The organism is Aeromonas sp. 3P (genome assembly GCF_051919745.1).
Taxonomy (GTDB): Bacteria; Pseudomonadota; Gammaproteobacteria; order Enterobacterales; family Aeromonadaceae; genus Aeromonas; species Aeromonas veronii.
The window spans coordinates 324930-346744 of record NZ_JBQBED010000001.1 but is presented as its reverse complement, the minus strand read 5'-3'; the positions used below and the strand labels follow the sequence as shown (position 1 = coordinate 346744).

16 protein-coding genes are annotated in these 21815 nt (G+C 58.0%); 8 read left to right on the top strand and 8 right to left on the bottom strand.

Annotation, left to right across the window (positions count from 1 at the left end; translation table 11 throughout):
• Nucleotides 1–72 precede the first annotated feature (72 nt).
• Nucleotides 73–1473 (bottom strand): DEAD/DEAH box helicase, encoded by a 1401-nt coding sequence (locus tag ACTG19_RS01495; RefSeq protein WP_429092845.1) that lies wholly within the window; start codon nucleotides 1471–1473, stop codon nucleotides 73–75.
• Nucleotides 1474–1821: 348 nt separating this feature from the next.
• On the opposite strand from ACTG19_RS01495, the gene ACTG19_RS01490 reads away from it, so the two are divergent.
• Entirely contained in the window at nucleotides 1822–2652 is an 831-nt protein-coding gene (locus tag ACTG19_RS01490) for a substrate-binding periplasmic protein (protein ID WP_019445131.1), read from the top strand.
• A 111-nt stretch (nucleotides 2653–2763) separates the two neighbouring features.
• Here the strand turns inward: ACTG19_RS01490 and aroC are convergent, their stop codons facing one another.
• Nucleotides 2764–3852 carry a chorismate synthase gene (gene aroC, locus ACTG19_RS01485; protein WP_021230156.1) on the bottom strand — a complete coding sequence of 363 codons (1089 nt, stop codon included), beginning with the start codon at nucleotides 3850–3852 and terminating at the stop codon, nucleotides 2764–2766.
• Nucleotides 3853–3864: 12 nt separating this feature from the next.
• Nucleotides 3865–4800 carry a 50S ribosomal protein L3 N(5)-glutamine methyltransferase gene (gene prmB, locus ACTG19_RS01480; protein ID WP_236267394.1) on the bottom strand — a complete coding sequence of 312 codons (936 nt, stop codon included), beginning with the start codon at nucleotides 4798–4800 and terminating at the stop codon, nucleotides 3865–3867.
• An 82-nt stretch (nucleotides 4801–4882) separates the two neighbouring features.
• On the opposite strand from prmB, the gene smrB reads away from it, so the two are divergent.
• Together smrB and ACTG19_RS01470 are read left to right on the top strand one after the other, a co-directional pair.
• Nucleotides 4883–5407 carry an endonuclease SmrB gene (gene smrB / locus ACTG19_RS01475; protein WP_005333198.1) on the top strand — a complete coding sequence of 175 codons (525 nt, stop codon included), beginning with the start codon at nucleotides 4883–4885 and terminating at the stop codon, nucleotides 5405–5407.
• Between the two features lie 57 nt (nucleotides 5408–5464).
• Nucleotides 5465–6760 (top strand): sensor domain-containing diguanylate cyclase, encoded by a 1296-nt coding sequence (locus tag ACTG19_RS01470; RefSeq protein WP_064341229.1) that lies wholly within the window; start codon nucleotides 5465–5467, stop codon nucleotides 6758–6760.
• A 130-nt stretch (nucleotides 6761–6890) separates the two neighbouring features.
• On the opposite strand, the gene ACTG19_RS01465 is transcribed toward ACTG19_RS01470, so the two are convergent.
• From ACTG19_RS01465 to ACTG19_RS01455, 3 genes are all read right to left on the bottom strand, one after another.
• Complete coding sequence (locus ACTG19_RS01465) at nucleotides 6891–7499, bottom strand: histidine phosphatase family protein (protein WP_113739495.1); 609 nt, start codon at nucleotides 7497–7499, stop codon at nucleotides 6891–6893.
• Between the two features lie 590 nt (nucleotides 7500–8089).
• The gene (locus ACTG19_RS01460) at nucleotides 8090–9553 is read right to left on the bottom strand and encodes a chitinase (protein WP_113739494.1); all 1464 of its coding nucleotides are present in this window, start codon (nucleotides 9551–9553) and stop codon (nucleotides 8090–8092) included.
• A gap of 307 nt (nucleotides 9554–9860) precedes the next feature.
• The gene (locus ACTG19_RS01455) at nucleotides 9861–11081 is read right to left on the bottom strand and encodes a methyltransferase (protein ID WP_113739493.1); all 1221 of its coding nucleotides are present in this window, start codon (nucleotides 11079–11081) and stop codon (nucleotides 9861–9863) included.
• Nucleotides 11082–11265: 184 nt separating this feature from the next.
• Between ACTG19_RS01455 and ACTG19_RS01450 the strand changes: the two genes are divergently transcribed.
• The gene (locus ACTG19_RS01450; protein WP_111900926.1) at nucleotides 11266–11844 is read left to right on the top strand and encodes a PhnA domain-containing protein; all 579 of its coding nucleotides are present in this window, start codon (nucleotides 11266–11268) and stop codon (nucleotides 11842–11844) included.
• A 204-nt stretch (nucleotides 11845–12048) separates the two neighbouring features.
• Here ACTG19_RS01450 and ACTG19_RS01445 read toward each other — a convergent pair whose 3' ends face one another.
• On the bottom strand, nucleotides 12049–13575 hold the full coding sequence (locus ACTG19_RS01445) for a fumarate hydratase (protein WP_439988628.1): 1527 nt from the start codon (nucleotides 13573–13575) through the stop codon (nucleotides 12049–12051).
• Nucleotides 13576–13869: 294 nt separating this feature from the next.
• Here ACTG19_RS01445 and pabB point away from each other — a divergent pair, with 294 nt between their 5' ends.
• The 3 genes from pabB to ACTG19_RS01430 all read left to right on the top strand — a co-directional run bounded on the left by pabB (nucleotide 13870) and on the right by ACTG19_RS01430 (nucleotide 17277).
• Nucleotides 13870–15153: an aminodeoxychorismate synthase component I gene (gene pabB, locus ACTG19_RS01440; protein ID WP_234923094.1), complete on the top strand. Its 1284-nt coding sequence runs from the start codon at nucleotides 13870–13872 to the stop codon at nucleotides 15151–15153.
• A 42-nt stretch (nucleotides 15154–15195) separates the two neighbouring features.
• Nucleotides 15196–15762, top strand: a complete 567-nt coding sequence (locus tag ACTG19_RS01435; RefSeq protein ID WP_236375078.1) for a CoA pyrophosphatase — start codon at nucleotides 15196–15198, stop codon at nucleotides 15760–15762.
• A gap of 216 nt (nucleotides 15763–15978) precedes the next feature.
• A complete protein-coding gene (locus tag ACTG19_RS01430; protein ID WP_439988627.1) occupies nucleotides 15979–17277 on the top strand; it encodes a serine/threonine transporter in 1299 nt (432 codons plus the stop codon).
• Nucleotides 17278–17870: 593 nt separating this feature from the next.
• Here ACTG19_RS01430 and sstT read toward each other — a convergent pair.
• Complete coding sequence (sstT, locus tag ACTG19_RS01425; RefSeq protein WP_439988626.1) at nucleotides 17871–19121, bottom strand: serine/threonine transporter SstT; 1251 nt, start codon at nucleotides 19119–19121, stop codon at nucleotides 17871–17873.
• A 355-nt stretch (nucleotides 19122–19476) separates the two neighbouring features.
• Between sstT and ACTG19_RS01420 the strand changes: the two genes are divergently transcribed.
• Entirely contained in the window at nucleotides 19477–21393 is a 1917-nt protein-coding gene (locus tag ACTG19_RS01420) for a RecQ family ATP-dependent DNA helicase (RefSeq protein ID WP_439988625.1), read from the top strand.
• The last annotated feature ends 422 nt before the right edge of the window (nucleotides 21394–21815 follow it).

The window sequence follows — 21815 nt, the reverse complement described above, 5'->3', positions numbered from 1 at the left end:
CAAAAAGCCCTGCCAAATTGGCAGGGCTTTTTCAGTCAACCGCATAGCAGGGGAGTCAAGCTCCCGAGCCCCTTACTGGTTGTGGGTAGAGCGACGTGGACGACGGGCCTGAGCCGGTTTGCCAGCGCCATCAGCTGGACGCTGACCACCTTGCGGCTTGGGCTTGCCACCGTTACCGGTACGTGCACCACCCCCATTGCCATTGGAGGCGGAACGACCGGCCCCCTGACGCTGGCCTTGACCTTGCGGACGCGGCGCACGGCGCTGCTCGCTCGGATCGCGGGGCTCTTTGCGCAGCGGCGCGCCGATACCACGGGCGATGTTGTCGAGGGTCTCGCGGGAGGCTTCAAAACCGGCCACCTGCTCGCAGGGAATGTTCTGCTTGGTCAGACGCTCGATGGCTTTGATCAGCTTGCCTTCATCGGCCGCGACCAGGGAGATGGCGTGACCGGCAGCACCGGCACGGCCGGTACGACCGATGCGGTGAACGTAATCTTCCGCCACGTTGGGCAACTCGAAGTTGACCACTTGCGGCAACTTGTCGATGTCCAGACCACGGGCGGCGATGTCGGTCGCCACCAGCACCTTGACGCTACCATCCTTGAAACCGGCCAGCGCGCGAGTACGGGCACCCTGGCTCTTGTTACCGTGGATGGCGGCGGCGCTGACGCCGTTCTTGTCGAGGGTCTCGGCAACACGGTTGGCCATGTGCTTGGTACGGGTGAACACCAGTACCTGCTGCCAATTGTTGCTGGTGACCAGATGGCTCAGCAGCGCAATCTTGTTGGCCTTGTCGCACGGATGCACCAACTGCTCGATACGCTCGGCGGTGCTGTTGCGCGGGGCGACTTCGATCACCGCCGGGTTATCCAGCAGACCGGTGGCCAGTTCGCGGATCTCGTCGGCGAAGGTGGCGGAGAAGAGCAGGTTCTGGCGCTTCTTCGGCATCAGGGCCAGGATGCGGCGGATGTCGCGGATAAAACCCATGTCGAGCATGCGATCCGCTTCGTCCAGTACCAGGATCTCAACCTCGTCAAACTTGACGGCGTTCTGGTTATAGAGATCCATCAGGCGGCCAGGACAGGCCACCAGCACGTCCAGACCACGGCGAGTCGCCATCATCTGCGGATTGATGCTGACGCCGCCGAACACGACGTGGCTGCGCATCGGCAGGTGTTTGCCGTAGTTACGCACGCTCTCGCCCACCTGGGCGGCCAACTCGCGAGTCGGGGTCAGCACCAGCGCACGAATGCGGTTCGGAGAAACCTTGCGCTTGCTCTCCATCAGACGTTGCAGCATCGGCAGGGTAAAGCCTGCGGTCTTGCCGGTCCCTGTTTGGGCCGCCGCCATCAGATCGCGGCCAGCCAGAACGGCGGGGATCGCTTGCTGCTGAATGGGAGACGGGGTGTCGTAGCCTTGTTCGGCAACGGCACGCAACAAGGGTTCGGCCAGACCGAGGGAAGTAAAACTCATAATTACCTGCTAGAGATAGGGGCGCCGGGGATTTGTGGTGGGGCTCCTCTGCTGAGCCGATGCCATCTCACAAGATCTGGGCCTATTGAGAAAACAACGATTTCCCCGGGGAGCAGAGCAAAGGGGAAAGAATAGAGGCGCAGTCTAACGGAGTTGTCCGGGATAAACGAGAAAAATGTGATGCTCCTCCCAGCACGAACAGAAAATCCCTCTCCTGCCCCCCGAATAATCCCGTTGATTGATGTCGCACGCACCACACTATTAACTGGCAACACAATATCAGCCCTCGCAGGCATGGCTCGCAGGGCAAAAGCACGGGATAGAAGAACAGAATAACGAGGTTTAGCTATGACCACGCCATATCGTCCCCGCGGCAGTTGGCAGGCAAGGATTGGCCTGCTGCTTCTGCTGCTAAGCCCTGCCCTGCAGGCCAGTCAGACCCTGACCGTGGCCTGGAGCCACTGGCCCCCCTTCAGCCAAATCAACAACCGGGGTGAGCTGGATGGGCTGGATGTCAGCCTGACCCGCCAGATCCTTACCCAAGCGGGCTTTGCCCCCAAGTTTCGCGAGCTTCCCTGGGCACGGGCACTGCATCTGGTAGAGCACGATCAGCTGGATGTGGCGATGGCCGCCCTCCCTCTGCCGGAGCGCCAGAGCTATGCCCGCTTCTCGACCCCCTACCGCCAGAGTGCCTATGTGCTGCTGAGCAATGACCCTATTCCCGGCCATCAGGATCGCTGGGCACAGCTCGATAATCTGCCCGCGCTGTGCAACGAGAAAGGACTCAAGATAGGCAAGTTGCGCGGCACCCGCCCCATGCATCAGATGGATAGCTGCCCGGCGCTTAAAATGGCGACCGAATACAACGCCGATGAGCGGATGATCGATCTGCTGCTGGCCCGCCGCCTCGATGGCATCATCATGGAGTGGCAATATGCCCGCTACCGGCTGGCCCAGCTGGGGGCCGAAGAGTTTATCAGCTGCCAGCTGTTGCTACACCACCAGCCGGTCAGTCTGATGTTTGCCAAGAACAGCGTGAGCGAAGAACAGATCCTCAAAGTCAACGAGGCCATTCATGCCTTGCCCAAACCCCACAACAAGTTCTCGCCCCCCAGCTGTCGCCTCAATGCCGATCCGGGCGCCGCGGATCTGCTGACCCGCACTCTCCGCAAGCATTGACGGGATAAGCCGCCACCTGAAATAGCAAAGGCGACCCGAAGGTCGCCTTTTTGGTATTGTCGAACTTGTTCCCCAAACAGGGAGCGATCAGTCGATGTGCAGCAACTGCGATCAGCGTAGCTGTGGGGTATGGGTCAACACCCCCTGATTCTGGGCGCGATGGCGCAGCAGGTGATCCATCAACACCAGCGCCAGCATGGCTTCGGCGATGGGCACGGCGCGGATGCCGACACAAGGATCGTGACGACCCTTGGTGATCATCTCGATAGCCTCGCCTTCGGTATTGATGGTCTTGCCCGGCACAGTGATGCTGGAAGTCGGTTTGAGCGCCATGCTCACCACGATATCCTGACCCGACGAGATCCCACCCAGAATGCCGCCCGCATGGTTGCTGGCAAAGCCCGCCGGGGTCATCTCGTCACGATGCTCGGAGCCTTTTTGCTCCACCACCGCAAAGCCGTCACCGATCTCCACCCCTTTAACCGCATTGATGCCCATCATGGCATGGGCAATGTCAGCGTCGAGACGATCAAACACCGGCTCACCCAGGCCCACCGGCACATTGCGCGCAATGACCTGCACCTTGGCACCGATACTGTTGCCCTCTTTTTTCAGGTCACGCATGTATTGATCCAGTTCTTCCAGCTTGCCCGCATCGGGGAAGAAGAAGGGATTCTGCTCAATCTGCGCCGCGTCAAACGCCTCAGCCTTGATGGGGCCGAGCTGGGAGAGAAAACCGGTGATCTCGATGCCATGCACCTGTTTCAGGTACTTCTTGGCGATCGCCCCCGCCGCTACCCTCATCGCGGTCTCGCGTGCCGAGGAGCGACCACCGCCGCGATAGTCCCGCTGACCATACTTCTGGTGGTAGGTGTAGTCAGCGTGACCCGGCCGGAACAGATCCTTGATGTCGGAGTAATCCTTGGAGCGCTGATCGGTGTTCTCGATGAGCAGCCCGATGGAGGTGCCGGTGGTCTTGCCCTCAAACACCCCAGAGAGGATCTTCACCTCATCCGGCTCGCGACGCGGCGTGGTGTAGCGGGAGGTACCGGGCTTGCGCCGATCCAGATCCCCCTGCAGATCCGCCTCGCTGATCTCCAGCCCCGGCGGGCAACCATCGACCACAGCGCCCAGCGCCAGGCCGTGGCTCTCGCCAAAGGTGGTGACCCGAAAGAGTTGACCAAAACTGTTCCCTGCCATGCGCGCTCCTGCTTAGTTCTTGTAGATGGCGAAATGATCCTGATACTGCACCAGCTCGTCACGGCTCATCACAAAGACGCCGTGGCCGCCGTTTTCGAATTCAACCCAGGTAAAGGGGATCTCGGGGAACTGGGCTTCCAGATGGATCATGCTGTTGCCCACTTCGACCACCAGCACGCCGTTATCCTTGAGGAAATCTGCCGCATGGGCCAGCAGACGCTTGGTCAGCTTGAGACCATCGGAGCCGGACGCCAGCGCCAGCTCGGGCTCGTGACGGAACTCGTCCGGCAGATCCGACATATCTTCGGAGTCCACATAGGGCGGGTTGGAGACGATGAGATCGTACTTGTCGCCCGCGGGCAGATCGCGGAACAGATCGGAGCGGATCGGAATGACCTGCTGCTCCAACCCGTGATCGTTGATGTTGCGCTCGGCCACGTTCAGCGCATCGATGCTGATGTCGATGGCATCCACTTCCGCTTCCGGGAACTCGTGGGCCATGATGATGGCGATGCAACCGGAGCCGGTGCACAAGTCCATGATCCGGGTCGGTTCATGTTTGAGGAAGGGCGCGAAACGGTTGGCCACCATCTCGGCAATGGGGGAACGGGGAATGAGCACCCGCTCGTCCACGTAGAACTCCCAACCGGCATACCAGGCCTTGTTGGTCAGGTAGGCGGCCGGTACCCGCTCCTGTACGCGGCGGATAATCAGCTCGGCGATGCGGTGACGCTCGCTGCTGGTGAGACGGGAGTGGCGCATGGCCGGGTCTACATCCGGTGGCAGATGTAACGCGGGCAGTACCAGCTGCACAGCTTCATCCCAGGCGTTGTCGGTTCCATGACCGTAAAAAATCCCGGCGTCGTTGAAACGACTCATGGCCCAACGCAACATGTCCTGGATGGTGTGCATCTCGGCAACCACCTCATCGATAAATATCTTGTCCAAATCCACCTCCAAGTCGAGTAATATCCGGCCCGAGCCCCGTTTACGTTGCGGGCAAGACGCATACCTAATACATGAGCATCTGATGAAAAAAACGCCCTCACCGACAGACGAGGAAACCCTGCTGTTCCGCGATGCGATAAAAGGTACCCGGAAAATCAAGCAAGATACCATAAGGGCCGAGTTACGCCCGGTCAAGCAGAAACGCGAATTGCGCGAAACCCGCGAAAAGCTTGGGGTTGACCACTATTTCAGCGATGAGTATCAGCCCCATCTCGACGATGATGGGCCGACCCGTTACGTGCGGGAAGATGTGTCAAAATTTGAGCTGAAAAAGCTCAAGCGGGGGATTTATCCGCCGGAGATCTACCTCGATCTGCACGGCATGAACCAGCAGCAGGCAAAACAGGAGCTGGCCGCCCTGCTCACCCTCTGCCAGAAAGAGAACATTCACGTCGCCTCGGTGATGCACGGCATCGGCAAACATATTCTCAAGCAGCGCATTCCCAGCTGGTTGGCCCAGCACCCCAATGTTCGCGCCTTCCATCAGGCTCCCCGCGAATGGGGCGGCGACAGCGCCATTCTGGTGTTGCTGGATATCGAAGAGTAGTTAGCCAAACGACCACACTATACTGAATATCAATATGTTATTCGCCGTGGAGGTCGCATGTTTACACAGGGTTCCCATGCCGACATAAAGTCATCTCTCGACGCCATCGGCGCAGCCGTGGCGGTGTTCAGCCTCGACAAGGATGATCACTTTGTGCTGGTCTCTGCCAACGATACCTTTGCCAAGGCGTTCGAGCTGGATGTCCTTGGCAGCATTGGCAAACAGCTGAGCGAGATGTTTCCCCGCTACATCACCAATACCATCGAGCCGCCAATGCACGAATGTGTGCGCATGCAGACAGGGCTCGAGAGCGAGCTGCCCATCGACAGCCTGTCGCGCACCAGTTGGTGGCGCTTTATTCTCTCCCCCATCATCCCCGAGCAGGCACGGATCAACCGGATCATCGTCACCGCCATCGACATCACCGCCAGGATGCAGCTGGAAGAGGCGCTCACCACCAGTCGCCGTCGCTTCGAAGCGGTGGTCAACTCCGCCTATGACGGCATCATCAGTGTCAGCAGCGAGTCACGCATCGAGCTTATCAATACCGCCGCCTGCGAGATGTTCGGCATCGACGAAAGCTATCTCGGCAAGCGGCTGGAAACCCTGCTGCCACAGCGTTTTCGCGCCAATCACGAAACCTATTTCAAAGCTTTCAGCAGCTCCCCCATCAATTCGCGCCCGATGCATGCCCGCGCCTCGGTGATGGGTCTGCGCCGCGACGGTAGCGAATTTCCGCTGGAGGTGACTATCGCCAAGATCAATCTGGGCCCGACCACCGAGATGACCGCCATCTTGCGGGATATCTCGGAGCGAGCCCGACTGGTGGAGGAGTTGAAGGTCGCCGCCACCACGGATCCCCTCACCGGCATTGCCAACCGGCGCCGCTTCAACGAGCTGGTCAACGCCGAGATGCAACGCTGCCAGCGTTTTGGCCATACCATGAGCCTGCTGCTGATCGATATCGACCACTTCAAGGAAGTCAACGACACCTTTGGCCATCAGCAGGGAGATCTGGCAATCCTGAGTCTGGTGAAACGGATCAGCAAACAGCTGCGGGAGGTGGACATGCTGGGTCGCTGGGGTGGCGAAGAGTTTATCGTGCTGCTACCGGAAACCTCCCTCGAGCTCGCCTGGGCCAGCGCCGAGCGGATCAGGCTAGCCATCGAATCCCAGCACCATGCACTGGACGGGGCTCTTGAGATCTCCCTCACCATCAGTATCGGGATCAGCGCCAGCAAGGGCAGCCATGACACTGTAGAGAAGATGGTTAGACGAGCCGACACCGCCCTCTATCTGGCCAAGAAACAGGGGCGCAACTGCTGCCGCAAAGAGGAACCGGAGCCAATCTGATGGCGCACGCCCTTCCCTCTGGTGACACTGCTAACCAGTGCCTGCAGAGATAACCAACCACAACGTACACAAAAAGCAGGCTACTCTCTTCGGTAGCGCTGCTTTTTTCGTTTTGCCTTTGGTGCACTTTTCAATCACAACCATCAAGGGGACGGCTAAAGCGCAGTGGGCCGCCATCAGCCAGAGAGAGCCTCACCGACAGCATGCCGCCGTTGGGCAATTGCCACTCGAAGAAGTCATCAAATCCGGCAATCGTGACGGCACGGATCACCTTGGCGACCACACCATGCGCCACCAGCAGTATTCGCTCCCCTTGCATGGTCGAAGCAAGTTCCGTGAGTCCCTGCGAGACCCGGGCAATCACCTCATCAATGGTTTCACCACCGGTAGGAGCTTCAGCCCAGCGCCGGGTGATATTGCGCGCCCACAGTTCGGGATAGTGATCCCTTGCTTCTGCCTGCGTCAGCCCTTCAAACAGGCCGACATCCCGCTCACGAAAGGCAGGCACAAGCTCCACAGGCAATCCCAACTGACGAGACAAGATGGCAGCGCTCTCCCTTATTCGAAGCAGAGGGGATGCCAGCAGCCGATCGAACGGCGGCTCTGTCACAGCCACCTTCTCAGCCAGCCGGGATATCTGAAGCACGCCATCGTCATTGAGCCCGATATCCAGCGCGCCCTGATAGCGCTCGTCCGCATTGGCTTGCGTATCGCCATGGCGGATCACCACCAGTTCCATGGTGCACTCCTCTTTCCTGCTATCTACTTAGTGATTAAACCGCATACGACTTCCCATTCAGATAACGAGACGACAATCCCCATTCATCTGCGCACCTTAACAACTATTTTAAATCGAGCAAGATTACCTCGCTCGCAGTAAAAAAATCCGCCGAACTACATACTCTCATCCGTAAACAAATAGATACATACGACTTTTACATCCAATATGTTCATTTTTCTCTCTGTGAAATAAATGTCGCCAAGGTGATACCATGCATTGATAGATGAGAAGAATAGACACCCTCATCATAAATACGAGAAGGATGGCATCATGGGTGTGCTCTGCGAACCCATCGTTTAGCAAAACATCACTCAACGCTTTTTAATATTGCTGCGTAGCAAGGTTAAAACATTAAATCCAGCCATCAATAAAATTTAATATGGATCGTTTACGTCACTTTAAATGGAAAAGAAAAGCTGGCTGACAAATACAGTTCCCCCTCCAGATTGACGGTTTTTTTTTAATCGCTGCACATATTGCCCCCTGCGCAAAAAATATATTAAAAGGGGGCTAAGCCCCCTCTCCTTATCAATGGATGGACTGTCTCTTTATTGGGTCGTCACCAACGCCCAGGGGCCACCTTTGGCGGGATCATCCCCTTGCGTCCACCATTTTGCCTGATAGACGGCGCCCTTGTAGCTCACCTTGCTGCCAGCGGTATAGACCTTGCTGGCATCCCAGGCAGGCTGACCATCAACCGGCGGGTCAACCGGATCGACCGGGGCGGGATCGAGCTTGGCGACGATCCGCACTTTCGGCCAGTTGGCGTGGGAGCCGTAGAAGTTGGTCACGCACTTCTCGTAATCACCCGGCACCAGCGCAGAATAAGCGGTCTGAAAGCCCACCAGCTCGCACTCGAAGGAGTAACCGCCCGGGCGATCCGGATAGTACTTCCAGTTGCCATCCCAGTTGGTATAGAGCACGTCGGTAGCACCGTTGAGATTGAGGCTGCCATAGGGAGTCTGCTGCCAGCAGGTGTTCTTCTCATCCGCCTTGATCGGGATCTGGTAGTGGTTGGCCAGCCCTTCCCAATAGCGGATGCGATTGACCGGCTGCCCCTTGTCCTTGTTCTGTTCACCACACTCGATGCCGCCGTTGATGACGTTGATGGTGGTACCAAAGCCGTAGCCGATACCGGCATCCACTTCCCGTTTGGAGGGTACCCATGTGCGATCAATCACGTGCAGCATGGCCGGTTTCGGGGCCTGCGGGGTGAGGAAAAACCATATGGCAGAAGCGAGGTTGAGCCAGGAGTCCGCCACCAGCCCCGGGTTGTTGAGCAGCACGGAGGCATCGCCATCAAACATCGCCTCGGAGAAGGCTCCGTAGTTGAAGTGGTAAGAAAGCTGCTTGGCGCCGCGGCCGAAGTACCCCTGACCCGTGCTGCAAGGCCACTTCTTGTTCTGCCAGTCGTTCTGGCCACAGCCGGTGGTGTAGCCGGTCTGTCCCTCTGACCAGCCCATCTCCCGCACATGCACCAGCGCCTGTTGCCACTCCTCCAGCCCCAGCGGGTTATCGGAGACGTTCTCCTTGGCAATATGGCCACCGGTCTCCTGAGAGAAGTGGGCAAAGGCCGTCACAATGGATTTTTTACAGATCGCATCAGAATCACGCCCGTCAGTATATTCGCCACAGAACGCAGGGAATTTACCGATGGCTCGCAAGAAGCGGACATAAGTATATTCCGGCGCTGCCATCTGGGTTAAATATTCCCATTCAGATTGAGGAAATACCCGTTCAACCCGTTTTACGTTGTCAGGATTGCTTGCCAGACCCGGTTCAATGGAATCAACGATTTTATTTGACCGTGTCGCCAATGCCTTGGCCCATATTGCATACATGGGATTAGCCGTCTTGGCTTTTTCCACGGCGGCCAGATCCGGAGCCGCAATCACATATCCTCCCGCATTTTTCGGATCGGGTTGAATATTCATGGCTGCACTCATTGCGGCATAGCTTGGCAATGCGCAGGCGGCAGCTATCAGCCAGGCACAACGCTTGGGTTTGAACATGTTTATCGTCCTTTTTTGAATTAATGCGTTCCAAGAGTAGGTGTTTCAACAACTAAATTCACGATGAGAATTAAGAAATAAGCAAAATTTGTGAGCCATTTCACCTTGTGATATTCAGTGCAGCTGAAACAAAGAAAAAGAACCCAAACGAAAACGCCAGAGCGTGATCTTTCGCCCATTTTAAGAACAGTTGAGACGGCAAGGTGGCCTGCCATACGGCCATTGTTCGTGATGAAAAAAATGGCTGACAGGCTCAACCTGTCAGCCATCATCAATGTTCAAGAAAAATGCTCAAAATAGCCGGATGTCAGGCACGCACGGCACGGATCAGGATATTGCGCGGGGTCATGGGTTTGGCACAGAACTCCCCCACTTCGACCCGATAGCCCTGCTCTTGCAAAAAGAGCGCGCGATCCAGCGCCAGCCAGATCTCGAGGGGACGGCGAAACAAATGACGCACCAGCTCCATGCGGGCGACATCGCCAAAGCGGCGCTCCCCGTGTTCCAACCAGGCGGGGTAGTCGAGCCCGGCGGGCAGCACAATCCCTTTGCGCTCTGCAGCCCAAACGCAGAATGCCTCGAAGGTGCCGGTCAGCAGGCTCTTTTGCATATTGGGCACCGGCAGATACTCATCCACACCGCGCACCTGACGCTGCAGGCAGTCAAACCCGAGCCGCCACACCACTTCCTGCTCGCGCAGGCGGGCGATCCGCGCACCGCCAGTCACCGTCTCCTGTAGCGGCAACTTGAGATCCGCCTTGCTCAACACCAGCTCACTGGCGTTGGCCGCCAACGACAGCGGGCGATAGTGGCTGCTGCGGATCAGGTGATAACAACAGGGAGAGATGGTCACTCCACTGGCACTGCGCTCGGCTACCCGTTCCAGCAGATGGGTGTGCAGCTCGCCGCAGGCATGGAGTGCCATAGCGTGATGTTCAGGGACGATCAGCGCCGCCGATTCGGGGGCAAAGGCATCGGCGCAGGTAAAGGTCATATTGGCACCATCCCGCTCGGCCAGCAGCCGACCTTCGTCACAAAGCTGCCCTTGCAGCTCCAGACTGAGGATCGGAGCCTGTCGATGGAGCGATACAAGTCGCCCAAGATGCCCTTTGCCGGCACACCACTCCAGATAGGGGCCCTGATGGGCCGGCAAACAGGCGGTGAACGACTCGATCTGGGCCTGCTTGCGCCCCGGCATATGCAGTGCCATCTCCTTGCTGCAAGTGATGGGCTCCGGGGTAAACGGGGCAAGCTGGCTGAGTTGCTGCAGCTCGGCGCCCTCGGCAATCCAGGGGGCAAGCAGACTGCTGAGGGCATCCATATCCGCATCGAGCTCTGCCAGCTGGCCGAGCGTCAGCCCATTGAGTAACGCCGCCAGTTCGGGCGCCTCATCGGCAAAGGCCATGGTCAAATGATGATATGGCTGATATTGCCACCAGCGTCGGTAGCGGGTGAGCAGTCGATCCAGTTGTTGAAAACGTTGAGCCAGCACGAATGCCCCTGCCTTGCAGTCAAAAAGGAGGCTCATTCTAGCTATCCCGCTTCAAATTGCACTCTCAATACCAAACGATCAGCGCCGCGCAACAGCACAGCCAACCTTGTGAGCCAGGGCAGACCTGACAAAGTGCGGGGTTTTATGCTATATTCCGCCCCCTCTTTCACGCGCCCCGCCCAACGCGGGTCGCTTTACCACTAGCTATGGGACCAACAACATGACCATCAACGCCATTCTGCAAGCGCGCGCGGGCGCCAAGTGTGAACTGTGCAGCGCCGAGCAGGCGCTGACCGCCTTCGTGGTGCCTCACTCCCCCGCCAGCGACGATGATCACAGCGTTGCTATCTGTGACACCTGCCGTGGTCAGCTGGAACAACCGGATACCCTGGTGGTGAACCACTGGCGTTGCCTGAGCGACAGCATGTGGAGCCAGGTGCCTGCGGTGCAGGTGATGGCATGGCGCCAGCTGAAAACACTCTCCGGCAAGGGTGAAGTGTGGGCTCAGGATCTGCTGGACATGATGTACATGGAAGACGAAGCCAAGGCCTGGGCTGAAGCTGGTATTGCTGACGAAGATGATGACAGCGTACCGACCGTTGACTCCAACGGCGCCGTGCTGCAAGAGGGCGACTCCGTTACCCTGATCAAGGATCTGGACGTGAAAGGCGCCGGTTTCACCGCCAAGCGCGGCACCCTGGTCAAGGGCATCCGTCTGACCAACAACCCGCTCCACATCGAAGGCAAGGTCAACGGCGTGCAGATCGTACTGGTGGCCGCCTACCTGAAAAAGGCCTAAAGCCAAGGACGATTGCTCTGCTGTCTACTACCAGAGCACAAGCACAACGAAAAAGGATGGCGTCACGCCATCCTTTTTTTATACCTGCTTGCCGCAAACGGCCAACTGGAGCCCATAACAGGCCAGCCAAAGCAAAAAGGCGCATCCGGATGGACGCGCCTTCTTTACAGGCCGATACCGTTAACCGGCAGCGAAAGCGGTAACTCAGGAGGAGAGCTTGCCATCCAGCTCGGCAATCTTGGCAGACCAGTAGGTCGGGCCGGTTTCGTGGATATTGTTGCCTTCGGAATCGACCGCAACGGTCACCGGCATATCTTCCACTTCAAACTCGTAGATCGCTTCCATGCCGAGATCGGCAAAAGCCACCACGCGCGCCTTCTTGATGGCCTTGGCCACCAGATAGGCGGCGCCGCCCACCGCCATCAGATAGACGGCCTTGTGCTGCTTGATGCTCTCGACGGTTTTCGGGCCCCGCTCGGATTTGCCGATCATGCCGATAAGGCCGGTTTCACCCAGCATCATGTCGGTAAACTTGTCCATACGGGTGGAGGTGGTGGGGCCTGCCGGGCCGACCACTTCGTCGCGCACCGCATCGACCGGGCCAACGTAATAGATAAAGCGGTTGGTGAAATCGACCCCTTCCGGCAGCCCTTCACCACGGGCCAGCATGTCGGCGATACGCTTGTGGGCGGCGTCGCGACCTGTGAGGATCTTGCCGGAGAGCAGCACGGTATCACCGCTCTTCCAGCTGGCCAGTTCGGCCTTGGTGATGCCATCAACGTTGACGCGACGCACGTTGCCACCCGCTTCACGGGTGATCTCCGGCCAGTCGCTCAGTTTCGGCGGGGTCAGCTCGGCGGGCCCTGAACCATCCAGCTCGAAGTGAACGTGGCGGGTCGCGGCGCAGTTGGGGATCATCACCACCGGCTTGGAGGCGGCGTGAGTCGGCGCAGATTTCACCTTCACATCCAGCACGGTTGTGAGGCCGCCCAGACCCTGGGCACCGATCCCCAGCTTGTTGACCTTGTCGTAGAGCTCGACCCGCAGCTTCTCTTCGGTGGTTTGCGGGCCACGGGCGATCAGCTCCTGAATGTCGATGTGCTCCATCAGAGCCTCTTTGGCCAGCACCGCCGCTTTCTCGGCAGTACCACCGATGCCGATGCCCAGCATGCCGGGTGGGCACCAGCCTGCGCCCATGGTCGGCACGGTTTTCAGTACCCACTCGACGATATCGTCAGAGGGGTTGAGCATCACCATCTTGGATTTGTTCTCGGAGCCGCCGCCTTTGGCCGCGATGCTCACTTCCACCTTGTTGCCGGGGATCATGTCGATATGAACCACGGCAGGGGCGTTGTCTTTGGTGTTTTTGCGACTGCCGGCCGGATCGGCCAGCACGGAGGCGCGCAGCGGGTTGTCAGGATTGGTGTAGGCACGGCGGGTCCCTTCGTCCACCATCTCCTGCACCGTCATGTCGCTGTCCCACTGGACTTGCATGCCGATCTTGACGAAACAGGTCACGATACCGGTGTCCTGGCAGAGCGGACGATGACCTTCGGCGGACATGCGGGAGTTGATCAGGATCTGGGCCAGCGCATCTTTGGCGGCCGGGTTGGCCTCGCGGTCATACGCCGCTTTGGCAGCCTGAACAAAATCCAACGGGTGGTAATAGGAGATGTACTGGAGGGCATCTGCGATAGAATCGATGAAATCCTGTTTTTTTATAATGCTCATATCATCCTCACTGGTCCTTGTCTCTGCCACAGAGCAGGGCAAGGGCTTCCATATGATGGGCCGTGCTGACGTGCTGGCTAAAAACTATCAACCAACAAAAAACGAACGACACGGCAGTTTTTTCTTAAGTCACCGACACCTATGATACGCTTGCCCACCAGCACCGACTAGGGTTCGGGAACCAAACTGTTGCCTGTGTAACATAAAATGACGCCAACACTTCATATCCATCATCTAGACCATAGTGCTGAACTCCATCAGCTTTTTGCCCGCCTGCAACATCAGCCGTGGGCCATGTTGCTGGAATCGGCGGGACCACTCGGTGCCGATAACGGCTTTGATATCATCACTGCCGATCCGCTGGCGACCCTCGAAACCCGTGGCGAGGTGACCACTCTGCGTGTCGGGGCGAATATCAGCAAACACCACGAAGATCCCCTCGCCCTGCTGGCCCATACCCAGCAACAGTTGCTGGGGGAGCTGGAACTGTGCGCCACTCACCTACCCTTTATTGGCGGCGCCCTCGGCCTGTTTGGCTATGATCTGGGCCGCCGCTTCGAGCGACTGCCGGTGCAGGCCGCCGCCGATATCGCGGTGCCGGACATGGCGGTGGGCATCTACGACTGGGCACTGCTGCGCAATCTGGCGACCGGCGACTGGCAGCTGGTGCACTGGGGGGATGAAGCTGGCCTTGCCAACCGGTTGGCCTGGCTTGAACAGCAACAGGCCAAACCGGCCCCTGCCTTTGCCTTGCAGGGGTCGTGGCAGAGCAATATGAGCCGCGCCGAGTATGGCGAGAAGTTTGCCCGCATTCAGGAATACCTTGCCGCGGGGGATTGCTACCAGATCAACCTGACCCAGCGTTTCAGCGCCCCCTATCAGGGGGATGAGTGGCAGGCCTATTGCCTGCTGGTAACCGCCAACAAGGCCCCCTTCTCAGCCTTTATCCGCCTGCCGGACAGTGCACTGCTGAGCCTCTCCCCCGAGCGGTTCCTGCTGCTTGATGGCCGCCATATCGAAACCAAACCCATCAAAGGCACTCGCCCTCGCCACCCCGATCCGGCCACCGATCGGCAAGTCGCGCGGGAGCTGGCACAGGCGGACAAGGACAGATCAGAGAATCTGATGATCGTTGATCTGCTGCGCAACGACATCGGTCGGGTCAGCCGGCCTGGCTCGGTCAGCGTGCCTCATCTCTTTGCGGTGGAGTCGTTTCCAGCGGTACATCATCTGGTCTCCACCATCCACGGTGAGCTGGATGCACGCTGGCAAGGGGTCGATCTGCTGCGGGCCTGTTTCCCGGGTGGCTCCATCACCGGCGCCCCCAAAATCCGCGCCATGGAGATCATCGAAGAGCTTGAGCCACAGCGCCGCAATGCCTATTGCGGCAGCATCGGCTACCTCAGCCAGCATGGCCGGATGGACACCAGCATCTGCATTCGCACTTTGATCGCCGAAGCGGGTCGTCTGCACTGCTGGGCCGGTGGCGGCATCATCGCCGACTCCGACGCCGACAGCGAATATCAGGAGACCTATGACAAGGTTGCCCGCATCCTGCCGCCGCTGTCGGCGCTGTAACCCTCCCCACTGTCAGGCCAACGCACAGGAGAGCTCCCCGCCATGGATCGCCACGAACTGCTGACCCGCTTCCAGTTGCAGCGACCCGCCCCGGCCCATCGACTCGCCATCGGCGGGCTCAGTCCGGCGGCGGTGTTGATCCCGGTGGTGATGCGCGATGAGGGGCTCAGCGTGTTATTGACCCGGCGCAGCCCCCGGCTGCGTCATCATGGGGGGCAGATCAGCTTCCCCGGCGGGCGACAGGATCCCGGCGACGAGAACCTGATTGCCACGGCGCTGCGGGAGACCGAAGAGGAGCTCGGCATTCCGGCCCGGCTGATCGAGGTGATCGGCACCCTCAACCCGCTCAATACGGTGTCACGATTCGAGGTACTGCCGGTGCTGGGGCTGCTCGATGGCAACTATCCCCTCATCCTGAGTCCGGATGAGGTGGAGCACGCCTTCGAAGTGCCGCTGACCCATCTGCTGGATCGGCGCAACCACATCCCCCTGACCCTTTCCAGAGGGGGGAAAGCACACACCATCTACTGGATCCCCTGGCAACAGCACTTTATCTGGGGGGCTACCGCCAGCATGATCAACCAGCTAGCCCAGCATCTCGCAAAATAACAATTCACCTACATTTGACTGAGCGAGATTTAATCATTAACACTAAAATAACGTGCCAATTGATAAACAATAATTGAATTTTTCTTGTTTTGATCACATTTCCATAAGAAAGTGCGGTTTTTCGTGCCGTAAAGATGAATTTGATCAACATTTTTGATTAGAAAAACCGTATCCTTGCGCCGACTTAATAAGAACCACACATTCGGGGTGAGATAGATGTCAAACACAGTCACTGGCACGCAGGGAGTTGCGGCGTCAACAGAGCAAGGGATCAGCTCTACTCAAACCACTCGTTGGGAAAAACGCGACTCTACCTGGGTCATCAGTCTGTTCGGGACCGCAGTTGGCGCGGGGATCCTGTTCCTGCCGATCAACGCCGGTATGGGCGGTTTCTGGCCGCTGGTCGTCATGGCGCTGCTGGTAGGTCCCATGACCTATCTGGCCCACCGTGGTCTGGCCCGCTTCGTGCTCTCCTCCAAAAAGCCAAACGCAGACATCACCGAAGTGGTGGAAGAGCACTTTGGCGTCGGTGCCGGTAAATTAATCACCCTGCTCTACTTCTTCGCCATCTACCCCATCGTGCTGATCTACGGCGTGGGTATCACCAACACCGTGGAAAGCTTCATGGTCAACCAGCTGCAGATGAGTGCCCCGCCGCACTGGATCCTCTCCATCGTGCTGATCATGGGCATGATGTCGGTGATGCTGGCCGGTGAAAAGCTGATGCTGAAAGTGACCGAGCTGCTGGTTTATCCGCTGATCGCCATTCTGGCCGGTATCTCCCTCTACCTGATCCCGGACTGGACCGGCGCGGCGCTGGAGCAAGTGCCCTCTGCCAAGGATTTCGCCACTACCCTGTGGCTGACCATCCCGGTACTGGTCTTCTCCTTCAACCACAGCCCGGCCATCTCCAGCTTCTCCCTGGCCCAGCGCCGCGACCACGGTGATCAGGCTGTCGAGAAAGCCGATGCCATCCTCAAGCGTACCGCCATGGTGCTGCTGGGCTTCGTGATGTTCTTCGTCTTCTCTTGCGTCATGAGCCTGACACCGGCCCAGCTGGCGGAAGCCAAGGCTCAGAACATCGCCGTGCTCTCCTATCTGGCTAACCAGCATGCCAGCCCCATCATCTCCTACTTCGGTCCGCTGGTTGCGTTCGTGGCCATCGTCTCCTCCTTCTTCGGCCACTATCTGGGTGCCCGTGAAGGTCTGAAAGGGATGATCGTGCAGAACATGCGCAAGTCCGGCAAAGAGCCGAACGCCAAGAAAGTCGAGATGTTCATCATCGCCTTCTTCATCCTGACCCTGTGGGGCACTGCCATTGCCAACCCCTCCATCCTGGGCATGATTGAATCCTTGGGCGGCCCGATCATCGCCACCATCCTGTTCATCATGCCGATGTACGCCATCAAGCGCGTACCTGCCATGGCGAAATATCAGGGCCATATCAGCAACGTATTTGTCGCTGTGATGGGGATGATCGCCATCTCCGCCATCCTCTATCAGCTGGTCGGTTAATCCCCCACCTGCCACTGATAGCAAAAAGCCAGCCGAACAGTCGGCTGGCTTTTTTATCTCTGCAATCTGTGCCTCCGCAATTGCCCTGCTCCCTCCTTATTATTCCCTTTGTTGGATATCTGCATGCTCACCAGCGCCATGACTGAGCACGTCGGGCATCAACATGACTAACCACTCATGCCCGCAGCTCAATATCGCCAACACGTTTACTCCCCCTAACCAAACCATGATGGCGTGTCTGATAGGACGGGTTGAGCTCATCTGCCGCAGCCAGCTATCTTCGTTCTTCTGTGATGCTGTGATGCTGTGATGCTGTGATGCTGTGATGCTGTGATGCTGTGATTGTCTTGAAGATCTGGGGTAAGCCATAGCAATCGGCTGTTAGCAGAACAGACAAAGATATGTAACGCACAACAGAAGGAGGAAGCACGACTCAAAGGGATAAAGATAAGACAGCGCCCTGAACAAGGGCGACAGAATGTCCGGCACATCAGCCAATGAGATTGATCAAAGAGGAAAAGAGAGCAAAGCCGACAATAAAAAGCGCCCTCCGAAGAGGGCGCAAGTGTGTTGCGAAACTGACCGTTACGAGATCAGGCTTCGCGGCTCGGTACCGGAGCCACATCCTGCAGGGTTTCATCTTCGGCCATGCAAGCTGCGGCAGTGAACAGCACGTCGGTAGAACTGTTGAGGGCTGTCTCGGCAGAATCCTGCAGCACGCCGATGATAAAGCCGACCGCAACTACCTGCATGGCGATATCGTTGCTGATGCCAAACAGGCTGCATGCCAGCGGGATCAGCAGCAAAGAGCCACCAGCTACACCGGATGCGCCACAGGCACTGATGGTGGCGACCACGGAGAGCAGCACGGCTGTTGCCATGTCCACTTCCATCCCCAGGGTATGTACCGCCGCCATGGCGAGCACAGTGATGGTGATGGCCGCACCCGCCATATTGATGGTGGCACCCAGCGGGATGGAGACCGCGTAGGTATCTTTGGGCAGGCGCAGTTTCTCACACAGCGCCATGTTGACCGGAATGTTGGCGGCAGAGCTGCGGGTAAAGAAGGCGGTAACCCCACTCTCTTTCAGGCAAGTCAGCACCAGCGGATAAGGATTGCGCTTGATCTTCCAGAACACGATCAACGGGTTGACCACAAAGGCGATAAACAACATGCAGCCGATCAGCACCACCAGCAACTGGGCATAGCCAAACAGGGCGTCAAAACCGGTCTCTGCCAGAGTGGAGGCTACCAGCCCCAGAATACCGAGCGGGGCGCAGCGGATCACCGCTTTCACGATGACGGAGACACCGTGAGAGAGGTCAGTGATCAGCGCCTTGGTGCTCTCGTTGGCATGGCGCATGGCGATACCCAGACCGATGGCCCACGCCAGGATCCCGATATAGTTGGCATCCATCAGCGCCTTGACCGGGTTGGTCACCACGTTGAACAGCAGGGTCTGCAGTACCTCGGTGATCCCGCCCGGCGGGGTGATCTCGGCAGTATTGGCCACCAGATGGAGGTTGGAGGGGAACAGGAAGCTGGCAATCACCGCGACCACGGCCGCAGAGAAGGTACCAAACAGGTAGAGCGCCAGCAGCGGGCGAATATTGGTCTTCTGACCCTGTTTGTGACCAATGATGGCCGCCATCACCAGTACGAATACCAGCAGCGGAGCTACCGCTTTCAGTGCACCAACGAACAGACTGCCAAGCAGACCTGCCGTTTTCGCCCACTCGGGCACAAACAGTGCCAGCAAGATACCGAATACCAGACCAACCAGGATCTGGCTGACCAGGCTGGTGCTATTGACCAGCCGAAGGAGGGGGTGTTGTTGTGTCATCAAAAAAGTCCCTAAGCACCGTAGTGCATGAATCATGAGTCCTGTCTGCAACCACTCATCGGGAGACCCCTGTCGCCCGAATGTGGTGTCTGTGGCCAGCCTTCTGTCGGGCCGATCCGCCAGTCACCGGATTGCATGACGGAATATCCCATTCGCCATCTTTTTTTTCCAGAGACTCACCAAAAAATATCCCGTTTCCATCACAAAAAACCGCAACAAAACCTTAACTACAGCGCAACCACCCATTTTTGTACGTTTTATCGACACTCTCTGCCCTCACCCTCACGACCATTCCTGTGTCACCCGTGACCGGCATCGCTGTGCTATCATCCCCCATTTGCCGCGGAGCCTTGCCATGATCCCATCCCTGCTCAACCAATATTTTGGTTTCTCCGCACTCAGGCCAGGTCAGGAGGCGGTGATCAGCCGGGTGCTGGCTGGTCAGAGTGCCGCCGCCATCTTTCCCACCGGCTCCGGCAAGTCCCTCTGTTATCAACTGCCTGCCCTCGCCCTGCCTCACCTGACCCTGGTTATCTCGCCGCTGCTGGCGCTGATGCACGATCAACTCGCCTTCCTCAAAAGCAAGGGAATAAGCGCCGCTACCCTCGACTCAAGCCAGAGCCCGGAGGAGAGCCGACGAGTGATGCAGCAGGCGCTGGATGGCCAGCTCAAGATCCTGATGATTTCGGTAGAGCGACTCAAAAACGAGCGCTTTCGCCGCTTTATCCAGCAAGTGCCGCTCTCGCTGCTGGTCGTCGATGAGGCACACTGTATCTCGGAGTGGGGCCACAACTTTCGCCCCGACTACCTCAAGCTGCCGAGCTATCGCCATGACCTGAAGATCCCACAGGTGTTGCTGCTGACGGCCACCGCCACACCGGCGGTTATTCAGGATATGCAGACCAAATTCGGCATAGCGCCGGAGGGGGTCGTGGTCACCGGTTTCTACCGCCCCAATCTTGATCTGGCGGTCATTCCCCTAGCGCCCGACGCGCGGGATGGCTGGCTCGCGCAGGAGTTGGCCAACGATCCGGCGGTCCCCACCATCGTCTACGTCACCTTGCAACACACCGCCGAAGCCTGCGCCGAACAACTCGTTAGAGAAGGGATCAACGCCCGCGCCTATCATGCCGGACTCGACTCGGCGCTGCGCAGCCAGACCCAGCACGACTTCATGGCGGGCAAGGTGGCTTGCATCGTCGCTACCATCGCCTTTGGTATGGGTATCGACAAAGCGGATATCCGGCGGGTCATTCACTACGATCTGCCCAAATCCATTGAGAACTACAGCCAGGAGATTGGCCGCGCCGGACGAGATGGCCAGCCATCGCGCTGTATCGTGCTGGCCAACCAGAGCCAACTGCCGGTGCTGGAGAACTTCGTCTACGGTGATACGCCGGATTTGAGTGCCATCCTCCAGCTGCTTGCCATCATCAAGCAGAGCGGGAGCGAGTGGGAATTCACCCTGCTGCGCCTCTCCAACGACACCAATATCCGCCAGTTGCCCCTTAAAACCCTGCTGGTCTATCTGGAGATGGCGGGCATCATCACCCCGGCCTACAGCTACTACGCAGATTACCGCTTCAAGTTTGTGCTGGATAAAGGCGAGATAGTGAGCCGCTTCAATCCGGAACGCCGCCAGTTTCTGGAGCAGCTGTTCGCCTGTGCCCCGCAAGCCCGCAGTTGGTGCACCATGGACTTTGACGCCCTCTGGCAGGGCTATCAGGGAGAGCGACAGCGGGCGGTTGCGGCGCTCGACTACCTGCAGCAGCAAGGCTGGATCGAGCTTGAAAGCAAACAGATGACCGAGGTCTACCGGATCACCCGTCAGGGGTGGGACAACGAGCAGGAGGCAAACGCCCTGCACACCCTGTTCCTGCAAAAAGAGCAAAGTGAGCTGGCCAGACTGCAAGCCATGCTCGACTTTTTCACCTCGGATGAGTGCCTGAGTCACCGCCTCGCCAGCTATTTTGCCGATGAGGTGGCGCCGGTTCATTGTGGCCACTGTTCGGTTTGTCGCGGCGAGGTGGCACATCTCCCTCCCCTGCCCCCACTGACCATGCCAAACGAGGCGGGGATCCGCGCCTGGTGCGATCCGCTGATTGCCAAAACAGGTTCGGTGGATGCGCGTGTTCTGGCCCGTTTCCTGTGCGGCATCACCACCCCGCTGACCAGCCGGGTCAAAGCCAAATCGCTGGCGGGTGCAGGCCAGTTGGCCGCGTACCCGTTTGCCCGCGTCCTGGCGGCAGTGCAACAAGCCTACCCTTGCTAGGTGAGTGCTGGCTGCGTCAATAGCCACCAGCAGAAACAAGCGTTTACAGACGCAGAAAAAGAAGACCCTCGCGGTTGCGAGGGTCAAGCCAACGGAAACGTGCTTAAACAGAGCTTGGTGAGGCAACAGTCAACTCTCTTGCTAAAGCATCTTGCTGCTCACACATCGCCAATCTAGGGCACTCAAAATGTAGCGTCAATGTAAAAATTAGAGCCAAAACTCCAAACAAAGCAATTTACGTTGACGTTCACGTAATGACATTCTCATCCATAACCCCGCCAACCCGCAGCCCCATTGCCTTTCGTCAAACCCCTTAATCTTTTCGCAATAAGTTCCCTCTTTCCCATAAACATTTATTTTTTATGTCTTTGACATTTACCTCACTATCGTGGCAAAAATAATTTAACAGTCAGTAACATAGC

What these genes read in the sequence shown, in the direction of transcription:
- pabB (WP_234923094.1), top strand. Translation starts at nt 13,870, where the DNA reads ATGTTGCTGGAATCGGCGGGACCACTCGGTGCCGATAACGGCTTTGAT.
- ACTG19_RS01460 (WP_113739494.1), bottom strand. Translation starts at nt 9,553, where the DNA reads ATGTTCAAACCCAAGCGTTGTGCCTGGCTGATAGCTGCCGCCTGCGCA.
- ACTG19_RS01420 (WP_439988625.1), top strand. Translation starts at nt 19,477, where the DNA reads ATGATCCCATCCCTGCTCAACCAATATTTTGGTTTCTCCGCACTCAGG.
- ACTG19_RS01490 (WP_019445131.1), top strand. Translation starts at nt 1,822, where the DNA reads ATGACCACGCCATATCGTCCCCGCGGCAGTTGGCAGGCAAGGATTGGC.
- ACTG19_RS01455 (WP_113739493.1), bottom strand. Translation starts at nt 11,081, where the DNA reads ATGAGCCTCCTTTTTGACTGCAAGGCAGGGGCATTCGTGCTGGCTCAA.
- ACTG19_RS01470 (WP_064341229.1), top strand. Translation starts at nt 5,465, where the DNA reads ATGTTTACACAGGGTTCCCATGCCGACATAAAGTCATCTCTCGACGCC.
- ACTG19_RS01445 (WP_439988628.1), bottom strand. Translation starts at nt 13,575, where the DNA reads ATGAGCATTATAAAAAAACAGGATTTCATCGATTCTATCGCAGATGCC.
- ACTG19_RS01495 (WP_429092845.1), bottom strand. Translation starts at nt 1,473, where the DNA reads ATGAGTTTTACTTCCCTCGGTCTGGCCGAACCCTTGTTGCGTGCCGTT.
- ACTG19_RS01465 (WP_113739495.1), bottom strand. Translation starts at nt 7,499, where the DNA reads ATGGAACTGGTGGTGATCCGCCATGGCGATACGCAAGCCAATGCGGAC.
- sstT (WP_439988626.1), bottom strand. Translation starts at nt 19,121, where the DNA reads ATGACACAACAACACCCCCTCCTTCGGCTGGTCAATAGCACCAGCCTG.
- ACTG19_RS01450 (WP_111900926.1), top strand. Translation starts at nt 11,266, where the DNA reads ATGACCATCAACGCCATTCTGCAAGCGCGCGCGGGCGCCAAGTGTGAA.
- ACTG19_RS01435 (WP_236375078.1), top strand. Translation starts at nt 15,196, where the DNA reads ATGGATCGCCACGAACTGCTGACCCGCTTCCAGTTGCAGCGACCCGCC.
- smrB (WP_005333198.1), top strand. Translation starts at nt 4,883, where the DNA reads ATGAAAAAAACGCCCTCACCGACAGACGAGGAAACCCTGCTGTTCCGC.
- aroC (WP_021230156.1), bottom strand. Translation starts at nt 3,852, where the DNA reads ATGGCAGGGAACAGTTTTGGTCAACTCTTTCGGGTCACCACCTTTGGC.
- ACTG19_RS01430 (WP_439988627.1), top strand. Translation starts at nt 15,979, where the DNA reads ATGTCAAACACAGTCACTGGCACGCAGGGAGTTGCGGCGTCAACAGAG.